Annotated in this window: 27 protein-coding genes and 4 tRNA genes; 17 read left to right on the top strand and 14 right to left on the bottom strand. The window is 40.7% G+C overall.

Features of this window, described 5'->3' with window-relative positions; genetic code table 11:
• The first annotated feature begins 1 nt into the window (after position 1).
• The gene (locus tag AC6H4V_RS06730) at positions 2-736 is read left to right on the top strand and encodes an endonuclease/exonuclease/phosphatase family protein (RefSeq protein ID WP_497606234.1); all 735 of its coding nucleotides are present in this window, start codon (positions 2-4) and stop codon (positions 734-736) included.
• Here the strand turns inward: AC6H4V_RS06730 and AC6H4V_RS06725 are convergent.
• The gene (locus AC6H4V_RS06725) at positions 726-1,355 is read right to left on the bottom strand and encodes an NAD(P)H-dependent oxidoreductase (RefSeq protein WP_497606233.1); all 630 of its coding nucleotides are present in this window, start codon (positions 1,353-1,355) and stop codon (positions 726-728) included. The two genes, AC6H4V_RS06730 and AC6H4V_RS06725, sit on opposite strands and share 11 nt — an antisense overlap.
• Before the next feature lie 61 nt (positions 1,356-1,416).
• Between AC6H4V_RS06725 and AC6H4V_RS06720 the strand changes: the two genes are divergently transcribed.
• Together AC6H4V_RS06720 and AC6H4V_RS06715 are read left to right on the top strand one after the other, a co-directional pair.
• On the top strand, positions 1,417-2,316 hold the full coding sequence (locus AC6H4V_RS06720; RefSeq protein ID WP_497606232.1) for an AEC family transporter: 900 nt from the start codon (positions 1,417-1,419) through the stop codon (positions 2,314-2,316).
• A gap of 8 nt (positions 2,317-2,324) precedes the next feature.
• The gene (locus AC6H4V_RS06715; RefSeq protein WP_497606231.1) at positions 2,325-2,762 is read left to right on the top strand and encodes a YchJ family protein; all 438 of its coding nucleotides are present in this window, start codon (positions 2,325-2,327) and stop codon (positions 2,760-2,762) included.
• Here AC6H4V_RS06715 and mnmH read toward each other — a convergent pair.
• Together mnmH and selD are read right to left on the bottom strand one after the other, a co-directional pair.
• A complete protein-coding gene (mnmH, locus tag AC6H4V_RS06710) occupies positions 2,759-3,835 on the bottom strand; it encodes a tRNA 2-selenouridine(34) synthase MnmH (protein WP_497606230.1) in 1,077 nt (358 codons plus the stop codon). The two genes, AC6H4V_RS06715 and mnmH, sit on opposite strands and share 4 nt — an antisense overlap.
• Positions 3,835-4,866: a selenide, water dikinase SelD gene (selD, locus tag AC6H4V_RS06705; protein ID WP_497606229.1), complete on the bottom strand. Its 1,032-nt coding sequence runs from the start codon at positions 4,864-4,866 to the stop codon at positions 3,835-3,837. The genes mnmH and selD overlap by 1 nt, the downstream gene beginning before the upstream one ends.
• A gap of 111 nt (positions 4,867-4,977) precedes the next feature.
• On the opposite strand from selD, the gene flgA reads away from it, so the two are divergent.
• From flgA to AC6H4V_RS06680, 5 genes are all read left to right on the top strand, one after another.
• A complete protein-coding gene (gene flgA / locus AC6H4V_RS06700) occupies positions 4,978-5,847 on the top strand; it encodes a flagellar basal body P-ring formation chaperone FlgA (RefSeq protein ID WP_497606228.1) in 870 nt (289 codons plus the stop codon).
• A complete protein-coding gene (locus AC6H4V_RS06695; protein ID WP_497606227.1) occupies positions 5,844-6,374 on the top strand; it encodes a UbiX family flavin prenyltransferase in 531 nt (176 codons plus the stop codon). The genes flgA and AC6H4V_RS06695 overlap by 4 nt, the downstream gene beginning before the upstream one ends.
• Positions 6,371-6,862 (top strand): pantetheine-phosphate adenylyltransferase, encoded by a 492-nt coding sequence (gene coaD, locus AC6H4V_RS06690; protein WP_428729345.1) that lies wholly within the window; start codon positions 6,371-6,373, stop codon positions 6,860-6,862. The genes AC6H4V_RS06695 and coaD overlap by 4 nt, the downstream gene beginning before the upstream one ends.
• A complete protein-coding gene (gene tmk / locus AC6H4V_RS06685; protein WP_428729346.1) occupies positions 6,847-7,425 on the top strand; it encodes a dTMP kinase in 579 nt (192 codons plus the stop codon). Before coaD ends, tmk begins: the two co-directional genes overlap by 16 nt.
• A 66-nt stretch (positions 7,426-7,491) precedes the next feature.
• Positions 7,492-8,046 (top strand): HPP family protein, encoded by a 555-nt coding sequence (locus AC6H4V_RS06680; RefSeq protein WP_428729347.1) that lies wholly within the window; start codon positions 7,492-7,494, stop codon positions 8,044-8,046.
• Here the strand turns inward: AC6H4V_RS06680 and AC6H4V_RS06675 are convergent.
• The gene (locus AC6H4V_RS06675; RefSeq protein ID WP_497606226.1) at positions 8,043-8,942 is read right to left on the bottom strand and encodes a protoglobin domain-containing protein; all 900 of its coding nucleotides are present in this window, start codon (positions 8,940-8,942) and stop codon (positions 8,043-8,045) included. The two genes, AC6H4V_RS06680 and AC6H4V_RS06675, sit on opposite strands and share 4 nt — an antisense overlap.
• 148 nt (positions 8,943-9,090) lie before the next feature.
• On the opposite strand from AC6H4V_RS06675, the gene hisS reads away from it, so the two are divergent.
• The gene (hisS, locus tag AC6H4V_RS06670; protein WP_497606225.1) at positions 9,091-10,323 is read left to right on the top strand and encodes a histidine--tRNA ligase; all 1,233 of its coding nucleotides are present in this window, start codon (positions 9,091-9,093) and stop codon (positions 10,321-10,323) included.
• Positions 10,320-10,643, top strand: a complete 324-nt coding sequence (locus tag AC6H4V_RS06665; protein ID WP_497606224.1) for a hypothetical protein — start codon at positions 10,320-10,322, stop codon at positions 10,641-10,643. Before hisS ends, AC6H4V_RS06665 begins: the two co-directional genes overlap by 4 nt.
• Positions 10,644-10,661: 18 nt before the next feature.
• Here AC6H4V_RS06665 and nspC read toward each other — a convergent pair whose 3' ends face one another.
• The 4 genes from nspC to AC6H4V_RS06645 are packed head-to-tail and all read right to left on the bottom strand — an operon-like array spanning position 10,662 to position 15,541.
• On the bottom strand, positions 10,662-11,810 hold the full coding sequence (gene nspC / locus AC6H4V_RS06660; protein WP_497606223.1) for a carboxynorspermidine decarboxylase: 1,149 nt from the start codon (positions 11,808-11,810) through the stop codon (positions 10,662-10,664).
• Between the two features lie 6 nt (positions 11,811-11,816).
• On the bottom strand, positions 11,817-13,001 hold the full coding sequence (locus tag AC6H4V_RS06655) for a saccharopine dehydrogenase family protein (RefSeq protein WP_497606222.1): 1,185 nt from the start codon (positions 12,999-13,001) through the stop codon (positions 11,817-11,819).
• A gap of 2 nt (positions 13,002-13,003) precedes the next feature.
• A complete protein-coding gene (locus AC6H4V_RS06650; RefSeq protein WP_497606221.1) occupies positions 13,004-14,821 on the bottom strand; it encodes an MFS transporter in 1,818 nt (605 codons plus the stop codon).
• Positions 14,822-15,541: a DUF695 domain-containing protein gene (locus AC6H4V_RS06645; protein ID WP_497606220.1), complete on the bottom strand. Its 720-nt coding sequence runs from the start codon at positions 15,539-15,541 to the stop codon at positions 14,822-14,824. It lies immediately after the preceding gene.
• Between the two features lie 133 nt (positions 15,542-15,674).
• Here AC6H4V_RS06645 and AC6H4V_RS06640 point away from each other — a divergent pair, with 133 nt between their 5' ends.
• The 3 genes from AC6H4V_RS06640 to AC6H4V_RS06630 are packed head-to-tail and all read left to right on the top strand — an operon-like array spanning position 15,675 to position 17,099.
• Entirely contained in the window at positions 15,675-16,202 is a 528-nt protein-coding gene (locus AC6H4V_RS06640; protein WP_497606219.1) for an FMN-binding protein, read from the top strand.
• Positions 16,202-16,675, top strand: coding sequence for an Aq_1264-related membrane protein (locus tag AC6H4V_RS06635; RefSeq protein ID WP_428729355.1), 474 nt, complete (start codon positions 16,202-16,204; stop codon positions 16,673-16,675). The genes AC6H4V_RS06640 and AC6H4V_RS06635 overlap by 1 nt, the downstream gene beginning before the upstream one ends.
• Positions 16,659-17,099, top strand: a complete 441-nt coding sequence (locus tag AC6H4V_RS06630) for an Aq_1264-related membrane protein (protein ID WP_497606218.1) — start codon at positions 16,659-16,661, stop codon at positions 17,097-17,099. Before AC6H4V_RS06635 ends, AC6H4V_RS06630 begins: the two co-directional genes overlap by 17 nt.
• On the opposite strand, the gene AC6H4V_RS06625 is transcribed toward AC6H4V_RS06630, so the two are convergent.
• Entirely contained in the window at positions 17,034-18,023 is a 990-nt protein-coding gene (locus tag AC6H4V_RS06625; RefSeq protein ID WP_497606217.1) for an FAD:protein FMN transferase, read from the bottom strand. The genes AC6H4V_RS06630 and AC6H4V_RS06625 overlap by 66 nt on opposite strands.
• A gap of 12 nt (positions 18,024-18,035) precedes the next feature.
• Positions 18,036-19,064, bottom strand: a complete 1,029-nt coding sequence (locus AC6H4V_RS06620) for a bifunctional 3,4-dihydroxy-2-butanone 4-phosphate synthase/GTP cyclohydrolase II (protein WP_497606216.1) — start codon at positions 19,062-19,064, stop codon at positions 18,036-18,038.
• 138 nt (positions 19,065-19,202) lie between these two features.
• Between AC6H4V_RS06620 and AC6H4V_RS06615 the strand changes: the two genes are divergently transcribed.
• The 3 genes from AC6H4V_RS06615 (at position 19,203) to AC6H4V_RS06605 (ending at position 19,474) form a co-directional block, all read left to right on the top strand.
• Positions 19,203-19,279 (top strand) — tRNA-Met (locus tag AC6H4V_RS06615).
• A 20-nt stretch (positions 19,280-19,299) separates the two neighbouring features.
• Positions 19,300-19,374 (top strand) — tRNA-Gln (locus AC6H4V_RS06610).
• A 23-nt stretch (positions 19,375-19,397) separates the two neighbouring features.
• Positions 19,398-19,474 (top strand) — tRNA-Met (locus AC6H4V_RS06605).
• Between the two features lie 187 nt (positions 19,475-19,661).
• Here AC6H4V_RS06605 and AC6H4V_RS06600 read toward each other — a convergent pair.
• Both AC6H4V_RS06600 and AC6H4V_RS06595 read right to left on the bottom strand, forming a co-directional pair.
• Positions 19,662-19,736 (bottom strand) — tRNA-Gln (locus AC6H4V_RS06600).
• A gap of 158 nt (positions 19,737-19,894) precedes the next feature.
• Positions 19,895-21,091: a hypothetical protein gene (locus tag AC6H4V_RS06595; RefSeq protein ID WP_497606215.1), complete on the bottom strand. Its 1,197-nt coding sequence runs from the start codon at positions 21,089-21,091 to the stop codon at positions 19,895-19,897.
• Between the two features lie 147 nt (positions 21,092-21,238).
• Here AC6H4V_RS06595 and mgtE point away from each other — a divergent pair, with 147 nt between their 5' ends.
• The gene (mgtE, locus tag AC6H4V_RS06590) at positions 21,239-22,576 is read left to right on the top strand and encodes a magnesium transporter (RefSeq protein ID WP_497606214.1); all 1,338 of its coding nucleotides are present in this window, start codon (positions 21,239-21,241) and stop codon (positions 22,574-22,576) included.
• Here the strand turns inward: mgtE and glgB are convergent.
• Together glgB and AC6H4V_RS06580 are read right to left on the bottom strand one after the other, a co-directional pair.
• Entirely contained in the window at positions 22,573-24,462 is a 1,890-nt protein-coding gene (gene glgB, locus AC6H4V_RS06585; protein ID WP_497606213.1) for a 1,4-alpha-glucan branching protein GlgB, read from the bottom strand. The two genes, mgtE and glgB, sit on opposite strands and share 4 nt — an antisense overlap.
• On the bottom strand, positions 24,459-25,925 hold the full coding sequence (locus AC6H4V_RS06580; protein WP_497606212.1) for a glycogen synthase: 1,467 nt from the start codon (positions 25,923-25,925) through the stop codon (positions 24,459-24,461). The genes glgB and AC6H4V_RS06580 overlap by 4 nt, the downstream gene beginning before the upstream one ends.
• Positions 25,926-25,927 lie beyond the last annotated feature (2 nt).

Below are 25,927 nucleotides of genomic sequence, written 5' to 3'. Positions count from 1 at the left end.
AATGTTTCTTCCAAAAAGTCTCATCAAATCACTAAAACATCAAGAGAACCATCTTGAAGCAGAGTTTTCTCTTTTATGCTGGAATGTCGCAAAACTGACATTAAAGCGCCACTATAAAGAGTTTTTAAACACCCTTATAGAGCGTTATAAACTAGATGTTTTGTTGCTTCAAGAGGTTAAAAAAAGCCTCTCGCATGAGCTTGAACTTCATGACTACTCTTATGTCTTGTCACCAAATATCCAGACACAAAAGCATCTTTTTGGAGTTTTGAGCGCATTTAAGAGTTCATGTCTGGGTGAGCTATCTTTGCTTACAAAAAAGCGTGAACTGCGATGCGCAACACACAAAACCACACTGCTCACGCACCACAAAATCTCTGAGCATACAATGCTTCTCATAGTAAATCTCCACGCCATAAACTTTGTACATAACAGTGACTTTAAAAATGAACTAAGAGAGATTTATGAGGCTATCAAAACGCACAGCGGAGCAATGATAGTGGCGGGGGATTTCAACACTTGGAACCTAAAAAGAGTGCAGTATTTAGGCGAATTTATCGACGATTTAGGCTTAAAAAAGGTAACTTTTGAGAGCGAAAAAGATATCAAGAAAATTTTTTCCAACTCGCTTGATTATATCTTTTACAGAGGCTTGGAGGTTACTTTTGCAACCGTGGTTGATAGCAAAAAAATCTCCGACCACAACCCCATCATCGCAAGGTTTTCTACTCTCTAAACTCCACAACTTCATCAAACGCCAATCGTAATTGCGTTGATTGCTCATTGACCCTATACCCAAATGGAAGGATGAGCGAGAGTTGATATGCTTTAGTATCAAGCTCTAAAATTTCCTCTATATGCTCTTTTTCAAACCCCTCTATCGGGCAGCTGTCGATGCCCAGTGTTGCGGCGCATGTCATCATGTTTGCAGCGGCGATATAGGTCTGTCTTGCACTCCAGCAGAGCGTATTTGCGTCACTCTCAAGTGTCGTTTTGAGATGTTTTGCGTACAAATCTATATAAAAATCAAACTTCTCCTTTGGCATCTCTCTTCTTTGAAACCTCTTTGCAGGCACGCCCGACTCCACTCGCAAACTCTCAATTGCCGCTAAGATAACCACCAAATGCGAACAAGTCGTGATTTGCGGCTGATTCCAGCAAAAAGGTCTCAACTTTGCTTTTAGCTCCTCATTTGTTATAACCAAAAACTTCCACGGCTCCATCCCAAAAGAGGACGGCGACTTTCGCCCCGCTTCAAGTATCTCTCTTATCTCTTTGTCAGATATCTTTTTGCTCTCATCAAAAATCTTGCACGCATGCCTAAAATCCATCGCTTGGCTAAATGTTTTGCGCATCTTTTACCTCTTTTTATTTTCCAAAATTATATACTTCCAAATTAAATAACAAGGGAACTTCTTGGAAAATTTCGCACTTATTTTTGTAGCCATTTTTCTTGGGTATGTTATGGGGAGAATGGGGGCTTTTTCTGGGGAAGCACCGCTTGTTTTAAACAAGTTTATCCTCTACATCTCCGCTCCTGCACTTGTATTGTTGCAGATTCCAAAACTTACTCTCTCGCTTGAGGTTTTGATTCCAGTCTTTTTAGCATGGAGCGTCATGGCGTTAAGTGCTTTAACTGTATTTTTTATCTCTAGGTTTTTTGCATTCTCCAAAGAGGTAACAGGCTCACTTATGCTTGTAGCGGTTTTAGGCAATACATCTTATCTTGGCATCCCTATCGTGAGTGCCTATTTTGGAAATGAAGCACTTGGGTATGTGCTTATGTACGACCAGTTAGGCACTTTTATAGCACTCTCGACTTATGGAACTTTTGTCTCCATCTACTACGCAAGCGCAAAAGAGATACACATGCGGCTGCTTTTGCTTAAAATCATCTCTTTTCCTCCTTTTTTAGCACTCCTTGCGGCACTATTTTTGATGGGTACTGTTTTTCCTCCCATCGTAGAGAGTGTGCTTGTTTCACTCTCAAGCACCATCGTTCCACTAGCACTTGTTGCAGTTGGGCTTGGACTGCGCTTTAAACTTCCAAAAGAGGAGATACTGCCCTTTAGCGTAGCACTCGTTGTAAAACTCATCTTTGCACCCATCATTGCCATCGCTCTTTGCGCTCTTTTTGGCTGGCACTCTTTGGCGGCAAATGTTTCCATAATGGAGGCATCCATGGCACCCATGATAACAGCCGCCGCCGTTGCCTCTATGGCTGGTCTGGCTCCTCGCCTGAGTTCTGCCATCGTGGGGTATGGCATCATCTTCTCGCTTGGAACCACGTGGGTAGTGCATTATTTGATAACTTAGGAGATTTTATGGAGTGTTATTGTGGTAGTAAAAGACCTTTTAGCGAGTGTTGCGAGCCTTTTTTGGAGGGTAAAGCGTTGCCTGAAACGCCTGAGGAGCTTATGCGTAGCAGATATAGTGCTTATGTGGCGGGTAACGGTGCTTACATTGTGGCAACTTCTGTCAAAGAAAACCGCTTTGAGGAGGATATCTCACTTATAGAGGAGTATGCAAGAAGCGTAGAGTGGCTTGGGCTTGAGGTCGTTGCGGCAAAGGAGAAAATAGTGGAGTTTAAAGCCTACTACAAAGATAGCGAGGGCATAAAAGTGCAGCACGAGAGGAGCAATTTTGTTTTTGAAGAGGGTATGTGGTTATACAAAGATGGAAAAATCTTCAACTCCAAAATAGAGCGCAACGACCCATGCCCATGCGGCAGCGGTAAAAAGTATAAAAAGTGTTGCGCTTAAGCCCTTGTGATGTACTCTAAAACCTCTTTTTCATTGCCTCGAAAGACAACTCTCTCTTCTCTCTTTTGTATCTGGTAGTCGTACATCGGGTCGTAATACTCTCTTAAGAGATACTCTATCCACCCTTCATGCGCCTCTAACGAACCGTCCTCTTTTTGCTTCTTAAAAGCCTCTTCAAAGAGAGCATTTACATACTCATAACGCTGATTGCCGAGGCGTCTTTGGATGCGTTTTATGGAGTTTTGGATATTTTGCGCCCAACCCTCTTCAAATCCTGCATCCCTGTAGGCTTTTTGCGCTTCAATGACATACTCATCAAGCGTTATGGCGATGCGCTCCTCTAGCGGTCTCTCTAAGATAACAAGCTGTGCGTTCGCCATAGATGCCACAAGACTCTCTGGCATAAAAACAGAACCCACATGTTTGCCCTCATCCTCAAAAACAAGCGTTTTATGCCCCTCTTCTCGTTTTGCGATCAGCTCGTACGCAAGGTTGTTGTCAAAATTTATCTGTGATGGCTGTGAGGTTACTTTTTGCCCAAATGAAGAGCCTCTATGGTTAGCAAGAGCTTCAAGGTCAACGGCATTAGACATTTTTTGAAGCACTATCGTTTTGCCAGAACCGGTTCTTCCACCTAAAACAATCGGGCTAAAATGGGACGAAACCTCTTCAAGCTCCCGCAAAAGATAGTTTCTAAAAGCTTTATATCCGCCTTTTAAGCGGCTTATCTCTCTGCCGCTCTCTCTTATCCACTGTTGCGATATTTTGGAGCGTTGCCCGCCACGGAAGCAGTAAAGCAGTGCATCGGGATTTGCATCTATAAAATCACACCATGCCCTCACACGCTGCTCTTTTACATCGCCGCTAACAAGTTTATGTCCCAACTCTATGGCTTTTGCATTGCCCTCATTTTTGTAGCAAATCCCGACAAGACGGCGTTCTTCATCATCCATAATGGGAAGATTGTAAGCATTTATAAATGCTCCGCTTTGAAACTCCACAGGTGCTCGAACATCCAAAAGTGGCGTTTTGTTTAAAACGATAGACTTAAAATCATCATAAAATTCAGCCACTAAAAAACCTCAACCAAATGCTCTTTTTTCGCAACCGTCTCGCCGATTGGCTCAAGTGTCAAACCTGCCTCACGCACCACTTCATAAAAAGCATCTACTCCGCTTTTTTTCACAAAAACAAGCAGACCGCCCGATGTTTGCGCATCGCAAAGTATCTCTCGCTGCTGTTGCGTCATAGGGGAGATTTTATGTCCGTAACTCATAAAATTTTTGCGTGTCCCACCTGCTATGCACCCTAGCTCTCTGTACTTCTCTACATTTTTAAGAAGCGGAACTTTCTCAAACCAGACATTTGCACTTATGCCACTTGCTTCACACACTTCGCTCAAATGCCCCAAAAGACCAAATCCCGTAACATCGGTCATGGTAACGACACTCTCTAAGTGTGCCAAAGATGCACCGATTTTGTTGAGCGTCGTCATCGCCTCAATCGCTACGGCAATGTCGCCCTCTTCTATCTTTTTTTGCTTTTGCGCCGTGGTAAGTATGCCTATGCCGATAGGTTTTGTCAAAAATATGTAACAATCCTCCACCGCTCCGCTATTTTGCATAAGGTTTTTATTTTGAACTATGCCCGTAACTGCAAGCCCAAAAATCGGCTCAGGCGAATCTATGGAGTGTCCGCCGGCAAGAGGAATCTGCGCATCCCTGCATGCGGCACGCCCGCCCTCGATAACCTCTTTTGCAACATCTGAAGAGAGTTTGTCAATTGGCCATCCAAAAATCGCAATCGCCATCAAAGGCTTGCCGCCCATCGCATAGATATCGCTTAGCGCATTGGTAGCTGCGATGCGCCCAAAAGTAAAAGCATCATCCACGATAGGCATAAAAAAGTCCGTTGTTGAGAGAACAGATGAACCATCCCCCAAATCATACGCCGCCGCATCATCTTTAAACTCATTTCCCACAAGAAGCTGTGGAAAAATAGGCTGTTCGCTACTGCATTTGAGTATCTCATCAAGAAGCATCGGCGAGATTTTGCACCCGCACCCCGCACCGTGGCTGTACTCTGTAAGTTTTATCTGTTGCATTTTTTTCCTGATTTTTAGTTGTAATATTTTGTGCAATTTTACTCTACTTTTGCATTGTTTTCAATCTTTGCTATACTTTAAAAAAATATAACTACTGAAAGTATTTATTTAATGGTATTAAAAATTCTTCTTTTCTTTGTTTTCACAATAACTCTTTATGCCAAAGTACCTCTTCAAAGTACGTACTATGTCCAAGATAAGGAGGTGTGGTTCTCTTCTATCGTTGCTGGTGTAAACAATGATTTTTTGATTACTACGATTGAGCAAAGCAGGTATTCGCAAAAAATCAAATCAAAAGATTTTATAAAACTGCTCGCAAAGCATGGGTATAAAAACTATGTTGCAGAAAGTAATTACGTCAATTTTATCCTCAAAAGCCCAGTGGATACTTCTTTGCTTGAATCAAAACTCAAAGAGTATTACCAAAAAAGCTATGAAGACATCACCATCAAATCTGTTTTTGTAGCACCGCGCGGCTATCTTGCCTCTTTGCCGATGGACTATAGTGTCGAGATAAAAAGTCGTGATTATTTGTCTAACGAGGGCATTTTAAGTATCAAAACAGCAGAAAATAAAAAGTTCTTTTTTGACTACACTGTTGATGCCGATGTGGTGGTCTATAAAAGCAAGGATAGTATCAAAAAAGATACGAAACTCACACTAGCAAACTGTCTCAAAAGGAGCGTCGCTTTAGAAGATTTTAGAGATCAGCCGCTTCAAAACATAGAACAAAAATCGCTTCAAGCTAAGAGACACATACCAAAAGATATGATTTTAACTGTCCGTGATGTGGAAATTTTGGATGTTGTGAAGAGAGATTCTATGGTTAGTGTCAACTTTTTTGAAGATGGCATAATGATAACTTTTAGTGCAAAAGCGCTTCAAGACGGCAAAGTAAATGATATAATTGATGTTCAAAATAGCAGTGGAAAAATTTTAAAAGCAAGAGTTATAGGCTCTGATATAGCGGAGATAGAGTGAAAACCAAAAAGATAGTAGTTGCATCAAGCGGTGCAAGCGGTGCAAATTTGGGTCTTAAGATTTTAGAGCTTATGCCAAAAGAGATAGAGAAGCATTTTATCTTAACCAAAAGTGCGGAGGTTGTTTTAGACAAGGAGACTGGTGTAACTCTCCATGAGCATGACAACATTGCAGCAAGTATCTCTTCGGGCTCTTTTGGTGTGGATGCCATGATAATCGCACCGTGTAGCATGAACACTCTCGCAAAGATAGCATGCGGTATAGCGGACAACCTAGTCACCAGATGCGCGAGCGTGATGATAAAAGAGCATAAAAAGCTCATCCTAGCACCCCGTGAGATGCCTTTTTCTGCTATTGCGCTTGAAAATATGCACAAACTCGCAACGCTTGGGGTTATCATCGCTCCTCCTGTTATGGCGTACTACTCGCAGCAACAGACACTCGATGAGATGGAGAACTTTGTTATCGGGAAGTGGTTTGACCTCCTTGGCATCGAAAATAGCCTCTACAAAAGATGGGAATCATGAAAAAAATAGCACTCTATCCGGGAACATTTGACCCTATCACAAACGGGCATTTTGACATTATCGAGCGCGCATTAAATCTCTTTGATGAAGTTATCGTTGCAGTGGCAATCTCTACCGACAAAAAGCCCATGTTTACGCTAGATGAGCGTATAGAGATGGCTAAAGAGTCCGTCAAAAATCTTCAAAATGTTACCGTTGTAGGATTTGACAATCTCACGGTAGAGTTGGCACGAACCTATAACGCAAAAGTGCTTATCAGAGGGCTTCGTGCGGTAAGTGACTTTGAGTATGAACTCCAACTTGGCTACTTAAACAACTCGCTTGACGACACAATCGAGACGGTTTACCTTATGCCAAAACTGCAACACGCCTTTATAAGCTCTTCCATCGTGAGAAATCTTCTCAAATTTAACGCTAAAACAGAACACCTCGTCCCAAAAGAGGTGCAAAAAATCATTGGAGCTATGAAATCATGTACATTGCAATAGAAGGCATCGACACAGCAGGCAAAAGCACGCAGATAGAGCGTTTGCGTAAGCATTTTCCGGAGGCTATCATCACAAAAGAACCGGGGGGAACAGAGGCAGGAAAAGAGATACGAGAGATAGTGCTTAGTGCTAAAACCAAAAGCAAAAAAGCAGAATTTTTGCTCTTTTTGGCAGACCGTGCAGAACACATGAAAGAGGTAGTTGAGCCAAACCTTGAGAAGATGATTATCTCTGACAGAAGCGTTGTTAGCGGCGTTGCTTACGCTCTGACGCAGGGCGAAATCAGCGAAACTGCCATACTCCATCTCAACAGATTTGCAACAGGCGGGATTTATCCGCAAAAAGTTTTTCTACTCTCTCTTACCAAAGAGGAACTCACCTTTAGGCTCTCGCAAAAGAAGCTTGACGGCATAGAACTCAGAGGAGAAGAGTACCTTTTAGGGATTCAAGAGGCGCTAATAAAGGCTTCAGAACTCCTAAATATAGAGCTTATAATTATAGACGCAACAAAAGATATAGACACAATAACAAATAAAATACTAAACAATATCAATCAGATTTGATATATATCAACACCTCTTGGCAAAAAACTCTCTATTATTCGTTATCGTTATATTTGAGAGGGATTTATGCGTCTTAGAAACTATTTTGCCAGAATGCGCTCTAAGAGTATCAGACCTACACGAAAGCCTATAAGCAAGATACTTTGGTCTGTTTTTGGCGCATTTGTGGGTATTTATGCTATGTCCATCTTCAGCAACTCATTTTCAGCTCACGATAGCTTCTTTCTCCTTGGCTCTTTTGGGGCTTCCGCCGTTTTAGTCTATGGTGCGCCTGAAGTACCCTTTTCACAGCCTAGAAACCTCTTAGGCGGTCATGTCCTCTCTGCTTTGGTATCTGTTTTTTTGGTGAAAATGTTTGACGGGATTTTGGATTTGGCACTTTTGTGTGCTTTGAGTGTCGCTCTCTCTGTTTTTGTGATGCACCTTACCTTAACCATGCATCCTCCTGGTGGAGCAACTGCACTTATTTATGTCATAGGAAGCGAGCAGATACGCTCACTTGAGTGGCTCTATCCATTCACTCCCATCGCACTTGGGGCGTTTATCATGCTTATTATCGCACTTGTTGTAAACAACCTCTCAAGCAACGCCAAACGGCACTACCCGCTTTATTGGTATTAGGCAGTTTTGTTTTTTGCATTGACAAGCCAGTAGGCAAATGCCAAAGCAACAATCACTGCACCGATAACAAGCAAATCATTCCCTTTTTCCGACGAGAGCGAATAAATCAGCACTTTTCTGATGAGTGCTGCCATGGCAAGCATGATAAAAGCACCTATCGCAAAGCCTTTTCCTTGGAGATGATTTATCTCTTCATGGATAAGCTCTATCGCCGCCCAAAGTACGAGCAAACTTCCCAGAACAGTCAAAATTCCCTTCTCTATACCGATATCTGAGAAAAAGAGCAGATAGATATCATATACAAAAAGCCCGATGGCAAAAAATGCTACAAGCGCCAAAGATCCTGCCAGAAAAAAGTTGATGTAGGAGTTAAACTTTTTTAGACCGCTAAGGATAGTTTTTTCAAAACGAGACAAAGAGAGAAATTTGCTAAGCTCCTCTTCTCTGTAGGAACTTGTCAGCGTGTCAAGATTCATATCTATAATCTTCTCCGTGGCTACTATCAGCTGGGCACGTTTTACTTCATCCAGCTCATTTTCTTGAATATTTTTAATGATAAATGTTCTTACAAACGTAAAGGCGGAGTTTACATAATGTGTCGGAAGCCCGATGCGCACATGTATCTCACCTATTTTGTAGAGATATGTAAAGTAAGGCAGGTCATATTTACCGCAAAAAAGATTGACAAACCATGCTTTTATCTTACTGCGATGATATTCGATAATTTGTTGGTTTTTGAGAAACTTTGCAGTTGAGCCAAATCCCCATATATAGTCATAAAATTCGTTGATAAAATCCTCTGCTAGTTCGCTCATTCTAGGCTGGAGTGTTTGCAGAAGAAGAGCCTCCTCTTTTGTAAATTTATAGTGTTCTTTGAGACTCTCATGATGCTGCATTTGTGCGCCTTTTTCTGTTTAAACAAAATACAACCAACTAAAAGAGCATTGGTTATACTTTGTATTGGGGTGTCAATTATAACGAAATAAAAGGGAAAAATGGTATCCTTTCAACATAAAAAAGATAAAAAATAGAGTAGGAAAACAGATGATTAGCTCCCTTCGAGGCATGAACGATATTTTAAGTGAAGATTATGAGAGGTTTACATACTTTTTGTCTGTTGCAACAAAAGTAGCGCACAGATATGGTTTTCACTTTATAGAGACTCCCATTTTGGAAGAGACGGCACTTTTTAAACGCTCTGTCGGCGAATCAAGCGATATCGTGGGCAAAGAGATGTATCAGTTTATCGACAAGGGCGAGAACGATGTCTGTTTGCGTCCTGAGGGAACGGCAGGCGTTGTTCGTGCTTTTATCCAAAAAAAACTTGACCGTGCGGGTGGCATCCACCGCTTTTTTTACCATGGTCCTATGTTTCGCTATGAGCGACCGCAAAAAGGCAGACTTAGACAATTTCATCAGTTTGGCGTTGAGAGTTTTGGGGTTGAGAGTGTTCATGAAGATGTAAGCATGATTATGATGATAAGCGACATTTTGGGCGAACTTGGGATTAGCTACAGACTTAAACTCAACTCTCTTGGATGCAAAGAGTGTATGCCGCCTTACCGCCAAAAACTGATTGATTTTGTAACAGTTCATAAAGAGCATATTTGTGAGGATTGTACACGCAGAGTCGGTACAAACCCCATCCGTGTGCTTGACTGTAAAGAGCAGAAGTGTCAGAGCATCTATGCAAATGCACCAAAGCTGATAAACAATTTATGCACGGAGTGCGACAGTGAGCTTGCAAAGCTTCAAACGCTTCTTACGCAAAGCGGCATTGCTTATGAGATAGATACACACCTAGTCCGTGGGCTTGACTACTACTCTAAAACTGCTTTTGAGTTTGTAAGTGACGACATAGGAAGCCAAAGTGCCATCGCAGGCGGTGGACGCTATGACAGACTTGTAGAGTTTTTGGATGGTCGCCCTACTCCAGCCGTTGGTTTTGCAATGGGAATCGAGAGGCTTATGGAGCTCATCATCATGCCACAAAACTCAAGAGATGGGTACTACATGGGCGCTATGGATGAGAGTGCGGTTCATTTGGTGATGCAAATGGCACACCAAAAAAGAGGTAGCGATAAAGTAGTGCTTGACTACAAACCAAAAAACCTCAAAAACCACCTCAAAGCAGCTGACAAAGTAAATGCAAGATTTTGTTGTGTTATCGGTGAAGATGAGCTTCAAGATGGTACGATTTGGGTAAAAGATTTGGAAGACAAGACAGAAAAAACACTTTCACATGAAGAGTTTTATGCTTTAAGGGAGACACTATGAACATTTCAAACAATATCGCCTCACTGCAAGCACATCAGACGATGCTAAACACAAGCGCAAACAATGTTGCAAATGCAAACAATGTTGCAAATGCAAACAGTGACGGTTTTGTACCGACACAAACAAGGGTTGTAGGCGGCGAAAACTCCATAAGAGCGCAAAATGCACAAATGGATAACTCAGGCTCTCAAATAAGCCAAACAGATCTCTCAAAAGAGATGGTTACGCAGATGGTAGTAGAAGACGTCACCGCTCTCAATGTCACAGCCATAAAAACGCAAGATGAGATGTTTGGAACACTTTTAGACATCAAGGCCTAAAACCCTACTAAATAGGGTTTAGGATAGTCTATTTCTATAATCTTGGTACCCAAACTCTTTTATAAGCTCAATAGTTCCGTCTTCTCTTTTTATCACAAGCGATGGGAGTTTGATGCCGTTAAATGTAGTATTTTTCACAAATGTATAGTGGATTTGGTCTTCAAAAATCACTTTATCGCCGACTTTTAGCGGCTCATCAAAAGAGTAGTCTCCCATTATGTCACCCGCTAGACAGGTGTTTCCGCCAAATCTGTAAGTATGTTTTTTCTCTCCCGCTTCGCCGCTTCCACGCACCATGGCACGATATGGCATCGCAAGAGTATCAGGCATATGGGCTTCGGCAGAGGTGTCTAAGATGGCGATATCCATACCGTTGTGAACAATGTCTAGTACACTGCTTACAAGTTCGCCCGTCTGCCAGCCTACCGCTTCTCCCGGTTCTAAGTAAACTTCAACGCCGTATTTGGCTCTAAAATTTTTGATGATAGCGATAAGCTTCTCAACATGGTAACCTTTTTTGGTTATATGGTGACCGCCGCCGAAGTTTATGTACTTCATGCCTTTAAAGTATTTTGAAAATTTTGCTTCAAACGCCTCTAAAACCTCTTCAAGCGCATCGACATCCTGCTCGCAAAGTGCGTGAAAGTTAAGCCCGTCGATGTGTTCTAAAACTCTCTCGTCAAAATTTGCAAGAGTTGTTCCCAGACGGCTGTAAAGCCCGCAAGGGTTGTAGATATCTTTTGGTGAAGAGGACTGTTCAGGGTTGATTCTTAGCGACAAACTCACGGCAGGATTTATCTTTTTTACCCGCTCACAGTACTTAAAAAGCTGATTTGGAGAGTTGAAAACTATATGGTCGGATATGCGTGCTATCTCGTCGATATCTTCATCTTTGTAAGCAGGCGAGTAGGTGTGAACTTCAAGATTTTTATCATCTTTTGCAAACTCTTCTCGTGCCAAAAGTGCCTCATGAAGTCCGCTTGAAGTACACCCTTTGAGATACTGTTTTACCAAAGGAAATGTACTCCACATCGCAAAACCCTTAAGAGCGAGGATGACTTTTGCTCCGCTCTCTTTTTGCACACGATTTAAAATTTCAAGGTTTGCACGAAGAAGAGACTCCTCGCACATGTAATATGGTGTAGCGATTTTTTCTAAACTCTGCATAGATTTTTATACATCCATCTCTATAATCTGCCAAGGAAGCCCTTGTGTGTTCATCTCTTCCATAAACGCATCAGGATCCATCTGTTCCATATTAAAGACACCAACACCGCTCCAGATGCCTTTTAACATAAGTTTTGCGCCTATCATTGCAGGAACTCCCGTTGTGTAAGATACGCCTTGAGAGTTTGTCTCACGGTAGCACTCTTCATGGTCTTTTACCTGATAAATATATATCTTTCTCTTTTTGCCGTCTTTTAAACCCTCAGCAACGATACCGATATTTGTCTTGCCTTTTGTTCTAGCACCTAATGATGCAGGGTCAGGCAGAAGTGTTTTTAGGAATTCTATCGGAGTTATCATCATACCTTTATGCTCAACAGGCTCTATACCGAGCATACCGACATTTTGCAATACTTCCATATGTTTGATGTAGCTCTGTCCAAATGTCATAAAAAATCTAATGCGCTTTAAACCTTTAATGTTTTGCACCAAAGATTCCATCTCTTCATGATAGAGCAGATAACTATCTTTTGGACCAACTTCAGGATAGTTCCAAACCTGCATGATTTCTAAAGGTTTTGTCTCTATCCACTCACCATTTTCCCAATATCTGCCGTTTGCGCTAACTTCTCTGAGGTTGATTTCAGGGTTAAAGTTTGTTGCAAAAGCGTAACCGTGGTCACCAGCGTTACAGTCAAGTATATCTATGGTGTGAATCTCATCAAAGTAGTGTTTTTGAGCATAAGCACAAAATACATTCGTCGCCCCAGGGTCAAAACCGCTTCCAAGAAGTCCCATAATTCCCGCTTCTTTAAACTTCTCATCTCTTGCCCATTGAAGTTTATATTCAAACTTAGCTTCATCGGGATGTTCATAGTTTGCAGTATCAAGGTATGGCGTTTTTGTAGCAATACAAGCATCCATAATCGCCAAATCCTGATACGGAAGTGCGACATTGATAACGATGCTAGGATTACATGAGTTTATAAGTTTTATAACTTCATCCGTACTGTCTGCGTCCACGCTTGCTACTTCTATATCTGCATTTGGCAACTCGTCTTTTATATCTTGACATCTCTTTAGTGTTCTACTTGCCAGTACGATTTTCCCAAAAACATCCGCATTTTGTACACATTTATGTACGACTACACGACTAACTCCGCCTGCACCTATGATTAATGTTGTTTTCAAATTTATATCCTTTTCAAATTTATAACTCTGTCTCTAAGTTCATCCGCGCTTATATGTTCCCTAATGGGTTCTCCAAAGGTAAGTGTAATCTCTCTTTTTTTCAAAAAGCATCTTTTTGCATCGCCTTTGTGTCTTGCAAAAACACTTCCAAAAATTCCATCGATATAAAACGGCACGATAACCGCACCGCTTCTATCGATAAACTCGTACCCTCTGTAAAACCTTGAGACGCCAGAACCCCTAGATATTTCACCCTCAGGAAATATGGCGACTATTTTACCATCTTTTAATTTCATTGAGGTTTCAAAAAAAGAATCTTTTGAGGCTCTAGGCGAGATAGGAATCAAACCGCCGAGTTTAAAAAGAGGGTTTAGAAATCTGTTGCTGTAGATATCTTTATCTATCAAAAAAACAACTCTCCCCTCAAGCGGAAGCTGTAACACAAACCAGTCAATCCAACTCACATGGTTGCCCGCCAAAAGGATGGGCGTGTTTTGTGGGATATGTTCAAGACCTACATAAGTAAATCTGTAACGCATCTTTAAAACTACTTCAAAAAGCGTCCAAAGAGCCAAAATAAGGTATCTCTTCAAAAGCAAAGCAAGCAACAAAATCGCTACACCGCCCATCACAAAAAAGAGAACTTTCGCATGCATGCCAAAGTAGGCAAAGAGCGTTGTAAGCATCAAAAAGGAGAACATAAAGAGCGTTTGGACAAAGTTATTTCCCGCCAAAACCGTTCCAAGATGGATATCGGGAGAGAGGTGCTGAATCTTTGCATTTAGCGGAACCAAAAGCATACCGCTAAAGAGTCCAAAGAGAACAAATTCTACACCCAAAAGAAGTATGTTTACCGTAAAAGGAATCATAAAAAGCAAAAGTGCGATGCCAAGTGCGCTAAGTGTTGCAAGACCGCTGTTGATGTAGTACTTTGAAAAAGCGGACGATAACATCGAGCCGACAACTATGCCTACAACCGAAAAGGTCATAATTCCCTGAACGACAATCGTATTTGTGATTTCAAGCTCACTCTTTGCATATTCGCCAAAAATCGCCAAAACGACTTGAGAAACCGACCAAAAAAGGCTAAGTGCTATAACTGAGTCAAAAACCTCTTTTTTTCTTCTAAGCAGCAGCAAGTTTTTTTTGAGATAAAAACCCTTTATATATTTTGAAAAATCAAATTTTTTGCGAGTTGTCTTTGCGCTCATATTTGGCAGTTTTAGAGCAAGCAGATACTCTATAACCGAACCCAAAACCAAGAGCCACCCAAGCGGTGCAATAGTTTTTAATATATCCTCTTTAGTAGCAAAAACATCGCCCAAAAGTGTCTCAAAAAGTATGGTATATACGATGATGCCAAGTAAAATCGCACTTGTCGTAACTGCCTGAAGTGCCGCATTTCCACTACTTAGATATTGTGTACCGACTAACTCTTTTATATATCCATATTTTGCGGGACTATAAAGAGCACTTTGAAGCGCAAGCAAAAATGTAAGGGCAAAAGCGGTAAAAAACCAGCCTTGATAGTAGCAAAAAGTGATAGCAAGAGTGATAAAAACAGCCAAAAGAGCGGCATGCTTCATCACGATATTTTTTGCAAATCTGTCACTTAGATAGCCCGATGGAGAAAATGCCAAGATAAAAGGAAGAAGCATCAAAGCATTTACAACTGCCGTAAGCATGATTTGGGTTGTTCCGTCATACACCTTAAATACGGTATTTTGGATGATGATTTTATGACCCAAATCAGTAAATGCGTTTAAAAAAACTACCAAGAGGTAGTTAAAAACTCCGGCAATGGCGAACATTTGTTTCATTTAACTCTGTGCATCCACCAAAACTGTACTCCACCCCTCATAGTAGCCGTGCTCTTTTTTAAGAAGCCCATAGAGTTCTTGCACAACTGCTGCAACAGCCTCTTTTGTGACTGGATGGTTTTTTACAACCGCTACGCCATACTCAAACTCTTCGCTGCTGATATCATCTTTGAAAGCAAAACCACTCTCTAAAACATTTTGCAAAAATCTCTCTTTTTGCGTTGCGGTATCAAAAGAGATGTAGTGTTCCACCTCTCTTGGTGTCTCAAGCACATCACCCTCTTCTTCAAGCATGGCTATGATTTTATCACTCTCAATATTATGAAATTCCAGTTCGGTTGGAGAGAGATTTTTGTGGTAAAAATCCCATTTTGCATCTTTGACAACACTGTTTTCAAACTTACAGCCACCTTGTGAGAGCATTTTTGTAACCACTGCCTCAAGATTTTTCGCACTTTTAACATAAAAGTAAAGTTCTCTCCACCCGTCTTGTTCTCTTGAGCCGACATAAAGGGCACTTCCATCATGTTCTAGCGCCAAAATCAGAGACTCCTTTGTCTCCAAAAATGTCTCTAGTGCATCAAACTCATCATTAGAGCCGATAGCTTTGATGAAAATACTCAGTAGCCAAGGATACGACTTTCTGTCGCACTCCAAATCAACTTCTGCCTCAATAACAACTACCGAATTTTCTTCAATTCTGCTAAAAATTTCTCTCATATTTCACTTCTGCTTTATTTTTTTTATTATAGCCAACTTCTCCAAAAACAAATTTCTAAAAAGCGGTATTGACGCACTCCATTGACAAAAATAATTTAATTTTATACAATCCTCTCAAAAATGAGGAAAATTTTTGAAGAAATTTTTAGTATATCTCTTTCTCTTCTTAGCCCTACCTGCAAGTGCACAAATGCTTCTCTCTCCAACAGATGCTATGCTCAAAAATTACGGTAATAAAAGTAAAATAAGCGAAGAAGTTGTCGCGCTTACTCCCTCTTTGGTACAAAAAATCCAAGAGAGTTCATCGGTAAAAGTTGAAGCAAAAAATATTCAACTCTTTAAAGCTACGCAAGATGGCAAAACTATCGGTTATGGCATCCTTCTCAACAGAAAAATTCGTTCTAAAAATGGTGTTGTTCTCTATCTTATCTCAAAAGATGCAACACTTAAAGCCATTGAAGTTATCGCATTTAACGAGCCTCTTGAGTATATTCCTTCAAAAACATGGATGGCGCAGTTTGAAAATGTTAAAGCAGATACGTCTCTCACGCTTGCTAAAAACATTGCTAACATTACGGGAGCAACATTGAGCGCAAAAAGTTTTGTTGATGGTTCAAGGATTGCTCTTGCTTTTTATGATGAAATATTAAGAGGCAAATAGTGAAATTTACAGTTATAAAGAGCCTTCAAAAAGATAGCGCCATGAGTCTTATCCTAAGAAGTTTTCTTCTTTTTATCTCTCTTTATCTTCTCTCTGATATTTTTGTGATGCATACAAGTTTTGGCATAACGCCACAAGCACTCAAAACGACACTTTTTGGCGATGAGACACTCTATATTGACCCCATCAATGAAGCCTCTTTTTTGGAGTTTTGGCATACGCAAATCTTCATCGTCATGATGCTTTTGCTCACGCTTAGCTCCATTTTTATCAGGGTTGCAAACAGAAGCAGAATCATCATAACAAATGTAGTGATGCTTAGTGCTCTTGTCTCACTTGTCGCTTTGCCTTTGGCATTTTACCTCTCAAACTTTTTTATCCACATCTATATAGTGACCTACTTTTTGTGGCATTTTACGGCTCTGTATATGATTTTTTACTCTTTTTGGAAACTTCATGCAAGAAGCGTATAAACTCTCTATTCTCCACTATCTGGCGTTTTCGCTTCTTCTTATCGTCAGTGCGATTATGCTTTTTGAACATAAAATAGGTTTTAGTTTTGAGGCTGTTTTGGATTATTATGTGGGCAATGAAGAGAAGTTTGTTCCAGCTCTAAGCGGTGGCGGCATTTTAAAAATCATCCTGCCGCACATCTTTGTTTTTGGACTCTTTGCGATGGTGCTTTTGCACTTTTTGGTTTTTACACCTCTAAGACACAAAAAGAGCTTGTTTGTGCTTATCTACGCAACTTTTGGCGTTGCACTGCTTGAGATGCTTACCCCTTTTTTAATCATCAATGGATGGAGTTTTTTCGCCTATGTAAAACTTCTCTCATTTTTTCTCTTTTTGGGGCTCATTCTTCTCATCTTGTGGGTACTTTTTAAAAGTATCAGATAGAAAGTCTATTTTCATATACTTCTCTCTGTTTGGGCTAATGACCATTTTTTTATCGCTTTGCACGATTATATACCCTACCCCCAAACTCTCTAAAAATGCGTAAGCCTTGTGCGGCGGCATAACGGAAGCAGCAGTTGCATAAGCATCCAAATCACTGCTTTTTAACTCTCCAACAAGCGTGATGGAGATAAACGAGGATTGTGCTCTTTTTGTTTTTGGGTCTATGAGGTGATTGTTTTTTGCGGATGTGACATATCTGTTGTAGTTTCCGCTTGTTGTTATACCAAGGTCAGGTTTTTGTGTCTCGAAGGAGAGCAAAACTTTCTCGTCATTAAAGGGATTTTGTACCTCCACTCTACATAGTCCAAGACAACGTATATCTCCGCTTGCTGCAATCACCGCCGAAGATACGCCGTTTTTTCTAAAGTGTTCTGCCACTTTGTCAACACCGTATCCTTTTCCCATACCGCCCAAATCAACCTTGAACCCTTTTTGCAAAAAAGCCTTATCTGCATCAAACCCAAGAGCTTTAAAGCCGACTTTTGCGCCATCAAGTTCATCTAGCGTAGCTACTCGTTCATCCTCTCCAAATCGATAGAGGTCTTTTGTGATAGAACCTACCGTGATGTCAAAATAGCCATCCGTTTTCTCGTAGTACTCTTTACTTAAGAAAAGTGCTTCATAGAGGTAGTTGTCAACTTTTGCATGTAGATTTTTGTTGAGTAAAAAAACATTTGCTTTTGGGTCGTAAGATGAGAGTGACATCTCAACGCTCTTCATGATGTTAAAACCATCTGCTATAAGATTTTCATCCTCTTTATCGGCTGTAATAGTTACCAATGTAGCCATGATAACTTGCGTACGCAAGAGCGTTTTAGCATCTAAGAGCCAAAACGTCAAGAGTAAAAGAGCTATAAATTTCAAAAATGGAAGTTCTTAGATAGAGATGATTTCGTTGATCTCCAGCCCAAATCCGCTTAAGCCGACAAAGTCGTTATGGCTTAGGGAAGATAGGAGACTCATCTTTGAAACACCAAAAGATTTAAGTATCTGTGCACCGATACCAAACTCTTTCATTGCCGCATTGTCATTGTGTGCAGGTTTGTTGATAAAGATAAGCACCCCGCCGTTAAGTTTGAGATACTCTATGGAAGCGATAAGATTGTTGTACTTTTTTTGGTTAAATAACAACTCTATATCAGAGATAACATTATGAACTCTTACATTTGCAACTGAACCGACATTATGAAAAACAACAGCGGTATGTTCTATGTTGTCGTGATCTTTAAAAGTATATTTTTTTACTTTTGTACCAAAAAATTCCATCTCTTCAACGCCTTTTTCACTAACAAGTCTCTCATTTGCAAGGCGGTACTCAACCAAATCAGAGATAAAAACTGTTTTGAGATTGTGTTTTTCACCAAAAATATCCAAATCATCACGGCGTGCCATTGTGCCGTCTTCTTTGATGATTTCACAGATAACCGATGATTCGCTAAGACCTGCCAAACGGCAAAGATCCACAGAACCCTCAGTATGTCCCGTTCTTACAAGCACGCCTCCATCTTTAGCGATGAGAGGAAAGATATGCCCCGGTTTGACAAGCTCATCCGCATGACTGATAGGATTTGCCAAAATCTTAATGGTATCGTCCCTCTCTTTTGCAGATATCCCAGTTGTTGCACTTTTTGCGTCAACTGAAACCGTAAAAGCCGTCTCATGCGTAGAGGTGTTGGAACTTACCATCGGGTTCAATGCAAGACGTGTTGCAATCGTCTTGCTAATGGCAACGCAGATAAGCCCTCTTGCGTGTGTCGCCATAAAATTGACATGTTCAGGAGTTGAAAATGCAGAGGCATAAACCAAATCACCCTCATTTTCTCTATCCTCATCATCCACCATGATGACCATACGCCCTTTTTTTATCTCATCAATAGCTTCTAAAACTCTTTGTATAGGTGTCATAACTCTTCTTTATAGTTGAATGTGCAAATTATAGTAAATTGTTGATTAATTTTCTATTTCACAGCTTTTTTCCTTGACAATAAGAGTGTATTTGCCTATAATTCCACTCCACAAACAGTTTAAACGTTTGTTTTTGACCGCGGAATAGAGCAGTTCGGTAGCTCGTCGGGCTCATAACCCGAAGGTCATAGGTTCAAATCCTGTTTCCGCAACCAAGTCTTTCACTTTTTATTGTTGGGGTATCGCCAAGCGGTAAGGCAACTGGTTTTGGTCCAGTCACCCGGGGGTTCGAATCCCTCTACCCCATCCACCATCCCCTATTTATAGGCATATCGCGGAATAGAGCAGTTCGGTAGCTCGTCGGGCTCATAACCCGAAGGTCATAGGTTCAAATCCTGTTTCCGCAACCATAATCACAAGTTTTTTCAACGTAAATTCTAAAAAGAGAAACACTTTTTACTTAATCAACATTTATTAAACCGCTTGTTAAAAAATTATTTCACATAAAGCATAGAGAATACCTTATCGCAAATGTTGCTTTTGGATTTATAGATTTGTAGATTGATGTTTTTTTATCTATGAAAATGAAAATGTGTGTGGATGGGGTAGAGGGATTCGAACCCCCGGGTGACTGGACCAAAACCAGTTGCCTTACCGCTTGGCGATACCCCAATAAATGCTTTAAAAGCGGTTGGAATTATAGATATAGTAGCCTTATACTATACTTAACTATTTTATGTTTTATTGCAGAAATTTTTACTTTTAACCACTTAAAAAAGTCAAAAAGTTTTCGCTACAAATGAAAAAAAATGTTTTTAATATTGGCGATTTTATTTCTTTTTTTTGAAAAAAGACGGCATTATAAAATAGATTAAACTTAATAAAAATGTAGTCACAAGTGCCAAAAAGATAATTCTTGTATATTTAATATTTTCTTGATCATCTATTGGTAGAAATGATGTTACATCAGTAATAACGGAATAAACAGTTAAAATACCTATTATCGTTAATATGAATTGAACAAGCTGATTTGATTGTTCAATTTTTTTGGTCTCAAAATTTTTAGCTAATTGTAAAAGTGTTGTTTCACTACTTGATTTTGAATCAATATATTCTGAAAAATTATCATTTTTAAAATTAAAAGCGTTATACAGATTTGTGAACTCATCAAAATCTTGAGAAATTAAATCATTAACTTGATATAAAGTTCTATAAGAAGATATTAGAAACTCAAGAGAATCTACCGATAAATCATCTCTTAATTTATTGTCATACAATAGTTTTTGAGATAGAACTGTGAAAAAATTTAACTCAGCTATTGTAATGACTTTTTTTGACAAATATACAATCTCTGAGTCAAGTATATTGTCATCAAATTTTATATTTTTTTTCATTTTCCATAGTCTGATTCCCCAGCCACAAAAAACATCACAATCAGAGTTGACTATAAGTTTGTTTTTTTCTTGCATTACATTTTTTAACTCATCATTGTCTAAATCTAATTCATTTTCAAATATTATATTCTGTATATATAAAACAGAATATAGTTGCAATTTATTATAATTGTTTTTTGATTGATTGAGCAAGATGTTTGGAATGCCCCAAGTCATATTTTCATTCAAAATAATATGATTTTTGCGAACCTCTTCTTCTCGTAAAAGTTCTAATTTTTCAAAAAGAATATCTGAGTTTTTTTGAAAAAAACTACCACCAATATTATCATAATCACTAAGAAATTTTGAATTTTTACCGATTAAATATTTTGTCTTAATATTAACGCAACCATTTTTTAAAAAATCAAAGATTATTTGGGTACATTGTAAATCAAATTCAGCGTAGATATTATTTAATTTTTTTAAAATTTCATCTTTTACAGGGTCTGAAAAAGTAAATGCCAGTTTTTCCCCACCATCAGAGTAGTTGTTGAATTGCATGGGTAGAAATATTTCAGGAACGCTATAGTCACTACACTCTTCATTAAATATATGCCCCAAAAACCAAATTCTATTTTCTACATACTCAAGCATTGTTTTACCTTTTTTGTAAAGCACTATCATTCTTCTTTGATGAATAATTTAGTGTCGTAACTGTGACTTTATTATAGTAAAATTCTAAAAATAATCACAGCTTTTTGATAACTTTAATGATTTTTTAGTGAAAAAGGGAAATATAGTATGAAATTATCACTGCAAGAGTTGCTTGAAACACTCCAAAATATAGACGAAAATACCCACCCTTTTGATATCGCCGAACTTCTTTTAGAGCTTAGAGAGTATGACGAGAAGCTCTACCTAGAAGAGCTTGAGAAGATTCCGCAGGAGCTTCAAGCTCTTGTTATGATTGAGTTGCCTCGTCATTGTCATGAAGAGATTGTTGAACACTTTACTCCTGATGAGCTTGCGGGTCTTACAAATACTCTTGATACCGACGATGCGGCGGAGCTTATCCGTAATATCGAAGAGGTGGATGAGGATGTTGCAGAAGAGGTTTTACAAAGCCTTCCAAATGAGGATAGAGAAAATCTTGAGACGCTTATCTCTTATGGGGAGTATGAAGCGGGTGCGTACATGCAAACCGAGCTTTTTTCTGCTTTTTTGGATGAGAGAGTCGGAGAATCTATCCTTAGACTTAAAGAACTAAAGGCAAAAAAAGAGCTTGACAGTGTTTATCAGGTTTATGTTATCAATAGAGAGAGGGATTTTTTAGGCTCTATTGCGCTTGAAGATTTGATTTTGCTTGGACCAAATGTTTACTATAGTGAACTTATCAAAGAGGGCGTGAACCGTGTGAGCGTTAACGCGCTTGATGATATCCACGATGTTGTTGAGATAGCCTCTAATTATGATATGGGTGTTATCCCTGTTGTGGATGCACGTGGAAAACTTGTGGGGCGTATAACCTCGGATGATATCTACGACATCATTGAGGAGCGTGACACCGAGCAGCTCTATAACCTTGCGGGGGTAAATGATGAAGCGGAGCAGGAAGAGAGCCTCTTTCACATAGGAAAGTACCGAGCTTATTGGCTTGGAATCAACCTCTTTACGGCAATAGCTGCTTCTGTGGTTATCGGTTTGTTTGATACTACCATCCAGTCTCTTGTCGCACTTGCGGTGCTTATGCCCATCGTAGCCTCTATGGGCGGCAATGCGGGAACGCAAACGCTTACCGTTACCGTGCGACAGATGGCACTTGGCGAGATTAACAGTGACGATGCGAAAAAAACAATCAAAAAAGAGGTTTATCTCTCTCTGATGAACGGGATGATTTTTGCGCTTATCATGGGGCTGATAGCTTGGGCTTGGTTTAAGATGCCTCTGCTTGGCGTTGTAATAGCCATGTCGATGGTTATCAACCTTCTTTCCGCTGGTTTCTTTGGCTCAGTTATCCCGCTTGTACTGCAAAAAGCAGATATCGACCCCGCAGTAGGCTCTTCTGTTTTGCTTACCACGGTAACAGATATCGTCGGTTTTTTCAGCTTTTTAGGGCTTGCGACGATTATATTGCTCTAAAGTTTCTTCAACAAAAGAACACTTAGGGCAGGAAGCGTTACGCAAATGGAGTTTTGGCGTCCGTGATGCTCTTTTTGTTCACTTTTGATTTCTGCTGGATTTTTTGGACCCCAGCCCCCAAACTCCTCACTTTGTGAGTTGAAAATCTCTTTGTAAACTCCTTTTCTTGGCACACCCAAAAGATAATTTTCTCTTAGGCAATCTGAAAAATTGCAAACCACCAAAAGTTCTTCATCTTTGTCTGCTTTTCTTAAAAAAGCGATAACATTGGACTCATAGTCTCTCTCATCTATCCACTCAAATCCGTTGGTATCGTTGTCAAACATGTGAAGCGATGGCTCTTCTTTGTAGAGTCGGTTAAGCTCTTTGATGAGTTTTTGAACGCCGCTGTGCATAGGAAAATCCAAAACTTCCCAATCAAGGCTTTTTTGGTAGTTCCATTCGCTAAACTGGGCGATTTCTCCGCCCATAAAGAGGAGTTTTTTCCCAGGGTGTGCAAACATAAACCCATACAAAGCTCTTAAATTGGCAAACTTTTGGTTGTAGTCTCCCGCCATTTTGTTGATAAGTGAGCCTTTCATATGCACCACTTCATCGTGACTAAGCGGGAGGATGTAGTTTTCGTTGTACATATAGACAAAGCTAAATGTCAGTTCATGGTGGTGGTGTTTACGCACAACAGGGTCATTTTTCATGTATTTTAGCGTGTCATGCATCCATCCCATGTTCCATTTGTAGCCAAATCCAAGACCACCGGCATCGACTGGTGCGCTTACCATCGGGTATGCTGTTGCCTCTTCTGCAAACATCATAACATCATCGTGTGCGGCGTAAACTGAGCTGTTTAAATCCTGCAAAAACTCTATCGCACCTAAGTTTTCATTGCCGCCAAATTTGTTTGGTATCCACTCGCCCTCTTCTCTTGCATAGTTGAGATAGAGCATCGAAGAGACGGCGTCAACACGGATACCGTCTATGTGGTACATCTCCAGCCAAAACATCGCCGAGCTGATAAGAAATGAACGCACCTCTTCTCTCTCATAGTTAAAGATGGCACTGCCCCACTGTGGATGATATCCAAGCCGTGGGTCTTTGTGTTCATAGAGGCAAGTGCCGTCAAAGTTCATAAGCCCATGTCCGTCCATCACAAAGTGAGAAGGTACCCAGTCTAAAATCACTCCAATTCCCGCTTGATGCATGATGTTTACAAACTCCATAAACTCTTTTGGCGAACCGTAGCGTGCAGTCGGAGCGAAATATCCGCTTACCTGATACCCCCACGAACCCTCAAATGGGTACTCTGTGATGGGAAGCAGCTCCACATGCGTAAAACCCGTCATAACAAGATACTCTGCAAGCTGATGTGCCGCTTCTTTGTAGCCAAGACCTCGCCTCCAAGAGCCAAGATGCACCTCATAGACGGAAATCGGTGCATGATGAGAGGGCGAATGTTTACGCTTGAGCATCCACTCTTTGTCGCTCCACGCATATCCTGCTAGAGAGTAAATCTTTGAAGCAGATGCGGGAGCGACTTCTGTATGAAATGCAAAAGGATCGGCTTTGTCTGGGTTAGCGTTATGCTCTTTGGTGTGGATGTGGTATTTGTAGGTGTTCATCGCCTCTACACCCTCTATAAATCCCTCCCAAATGCCTGATTCATCTCCTCTTTTTTGAAGTGGGTGAGAATGGGTACTGTAGTTGTTAAAATCCCCACGCACGCTTACACCCTCGGCATTTGGAGCCCAAAGAGCAAAATATACACCGCCCTTACCATCTCTGTGCATCAAGTGTGCGCCAAAATGGTTGTAGAGTTTTGTATGTTTGCCCTCTCTAAAGAGGTAAACATCATACTCGCTAAACCTGCTTACATCGTAAAAAACGCTCATTTTTGCAACCTCTCAAGCGCATATCTATAAACCCAGTCATACTCTTTTGCCGCATCATCCCATCCGAAATGTTGCTTCATCGCCCTTTTTTGCATCACCACAAACGCCTCTTTGTTGTTCGTGTAGGTATCTAACGCCCACATGATAGTGTTGTAGAGTGCGTGCGGCGTGGCATCTTCAAACTTAAAGCCCACGCCGCTGTTCGTGAGGGCATCAAAGTTTTCTATGGTGTCATCAAGTCCGCCTGTTTTGCGTACGATGGGAAGTGTGCCGTAGCTTAGTGAGTAGATTTGGTTTAGACCGCACGGCTCAAAGAGTGAGGGCATCAAAAAGAGATCGCTACCCGCTTCTATCTTATGCGCCAAATCGTCGCTGTAGCCGACATGGATGGCAAATTTGGAGCTGTAACGATGGGCAATATGGCTAAAATAGCCCTCCGCCCACTTCTCGCCCGCTCCTAACATCACTATTTGCACATCATGACCTAGCACCCACTCAACTATCTCGGCTATAAGTTCTATCCCTTTTTGTTTGGCAAATCTCCCCACAAAACCCACAAGCGGCACATCTTCTCTTTGCTCTAAATGGAAATGTTTTTGAAGCTCATATTTGCAAATGAGTTTCCCATCTAGCGCATCTGCGCTAAAGTTTGCGGCGATTCTTTTGTCATATTTTGGACTCCACTCCATGTAATCGACACCGTTTACTATCCCAAAGAGTTTATGTGCATGGGCGTTTATGTGCTGCTCAAGTCCAAAGCCAAATTCTGGCGTTTGAATCTCCCACGCATAGCGTTTTGAGACTGTTGTCACCGCATCCGCATAGGCAATACCGCCTTTTAGGAGGTTTACAAAGTCCATACTCTCAAACGCCTCAGGCGCAAATGCCTCCCATCCGCACTCCAAAAGCTCCATCACGCTCTTATGAAAAACGCCTTGATGCTCTAGGTTGTGAAGCGTCAAAACTGTTGCGGCATCTCCAAAATCATGAATGAAGCGTCTCTTTGCCAAAAGCGGCACTGCGGCTGTGTGCCAGTCGTTTGCATGGATGATATCGGGATGAAAATCTATCATTTTGGCGAGTGAAAAAACCGCTTTGCTAAAGAAGATAAAACGCACGGCGTTATCATCGTATGCCCTGCCTTCATGGTCATAAAGCCCGCTTCTTCCAAAAAACTCTTCATGTTCTATAAAATAGAGACTCACACTGCTATTTGGAAGTGTTGAGTGATAAACTCCTGCCCAAAGTTCGCCCATCACGCCCATCGGCACGCCCAAAGCTCCATCAACATGGGTAAGTTTGGATTTGTCGATAGCGTAATATCTGGGCATAACTACCACAACATTGTGACCCATTTCGCCGAGTGCTTTTGGAAGAGAGAGGGCGACATCCGCCAAACCGCCTGTTTTTGCGAAAGAGGCAACCTCTGAGGCTACAAATAAGATATTTAACGCTTTATTCATGT

Source organism: Sulfurimonas lacustris (genome assembly GCF_059705355.1).
Note: the sequence above shows the minus strand (reverse complement) of the source record. Positions and strands in the feature narration are given on the sequence as shown.

Coding starts and splice junctions, on each gene's coding strand:
- coaD (WP_428729345.1), top strand. CDS start 6,371: ATGAAAAAAATAGCACTCTATCCGGGAACATTTGACCCTATCACAAAC.
- AC6H4V_RS06645 (WP_497606220.1), bottom strand. CDS start 15,541: ATGAGAGAAATTTTTAGCAGAATTGAAGAAAATTCGGTAGTTGTTATT.
- AC6H4V_RS06595 (WP_497606215.1), bottom strand. CDS start 21,091: ATGCTTGAGTATGTAGAAAATAGAATTTGGTTTTTGGGGCATATATTT.
- AC6H4V_RS06620 (WP_497606216.1), bottom strand. CDS start 19,064: ATGACACCTATACAAAGAGTTTTAGAAGCTATTGATGAGATAAAAAAA.
- selD (WP_497606229.1), bottom strand. CDS start 4,866: ATGCAACAGATAAAACTTACAGAGTACAGCCACGGTGCGGGGTGCGGG.
- AC6H4V_RS06665 (WP_497606224.1), top strand. CDS start 10,320: ATGAACATTTCAAACAATATCGCCTCACTGCAAGCACATCAGACGATG.
- AC6H4V_RS06650 (WP_497606221.1), bottom strand. CDS start 14,821: ATGAAACAAATGTTCGCCATTGCCGGAGTTTTTAACTACCTCTTGGTA.
- AC6H4V_RS06715 (WP_497606231.1), top strand. CDS start 2,325: ATGGAGTGTTATTGTGGTAGTAAAAGACCTTTTAGCGAGTGTTGCGAG.
- AC6H4V_RS06730 (WP_497606234.1), top strand. CDS start 2: ATGTTTCTTCCAAAAAGTCTCATCAAATCACTAAAACATCAAGAGAAC.
- AC6H4V_RS06675 (WP_497606226.1), bottom strand. CDS start 8,942: ATGCAGCATCATGAGAGTCTCAAAGAACACTATAAATTTACAAAAGAG.
- glgB (WP_497606213.1), bottom strand. CDS start 24,462: ATGAGCGTTTTTTACGATGTAAGCAGGTTTAGCGAGTATGATGTTTAC.
- nspC (WP_497606223.1), bottom strand. CDS start 11,810: ATGCAGAGTTTAGAAAAAATCGCTACACCATATTACATGTGCGAGGAG.
- tmk (WP_428729346.1), top strand. CDS start 6,847: ATGTACATTGCAATAGAAGGCATCGACACAGCAGGCAAAAGCACGCAG.
- flgA (WP_497606228.1), top strand. CDS start 4,978: ATGGTATTAAAAATTCTTCTTTTCTTTGTTTTCACAATAACTCTTTAT.
- AC6H4V_RS06725 (WP_497606233.1), bottom strand. CDS start 1,355: ATGCGCAAAACATTTAGCCAAGCGATGGATTTTAGGCATGCGTGCAAG.
- AC6H4V_RS06630 (WP_497606218.1), top strand. CDS start 16,659: ATGCAAGAAGCGTATAAACTCTCTATTCTCCACTATCTGGCGTTTTCG.
- AC6H4V_RS06680 (WP_428729347.1), top strand. CDS start 7,492: ATGCGTCTTAGAAACTATTTTGCCAGAATGCGCTCTAAGAGTATCAGA.
- hisS (WP_497606225.1), top strand. CDS start 9,091: ATGATTAGCTCCCTTCGAGGCATGAACGATATTTTAAGTGAAGATTAT.
- mgtE (WP_497606214.1), top strand. CDS start 21,239: ATGAAATTATCACTGCAAGAGTTGCTTGAAACACTCCAAAATATAGAC.
- AC6H4V_RS06580 (WP_497606212.1), bottom strand. CDS start 25,925: ATGAATAAAGCGTTAAATATCTTATTTGTAGCCTCAGAGGTTGCCTCT.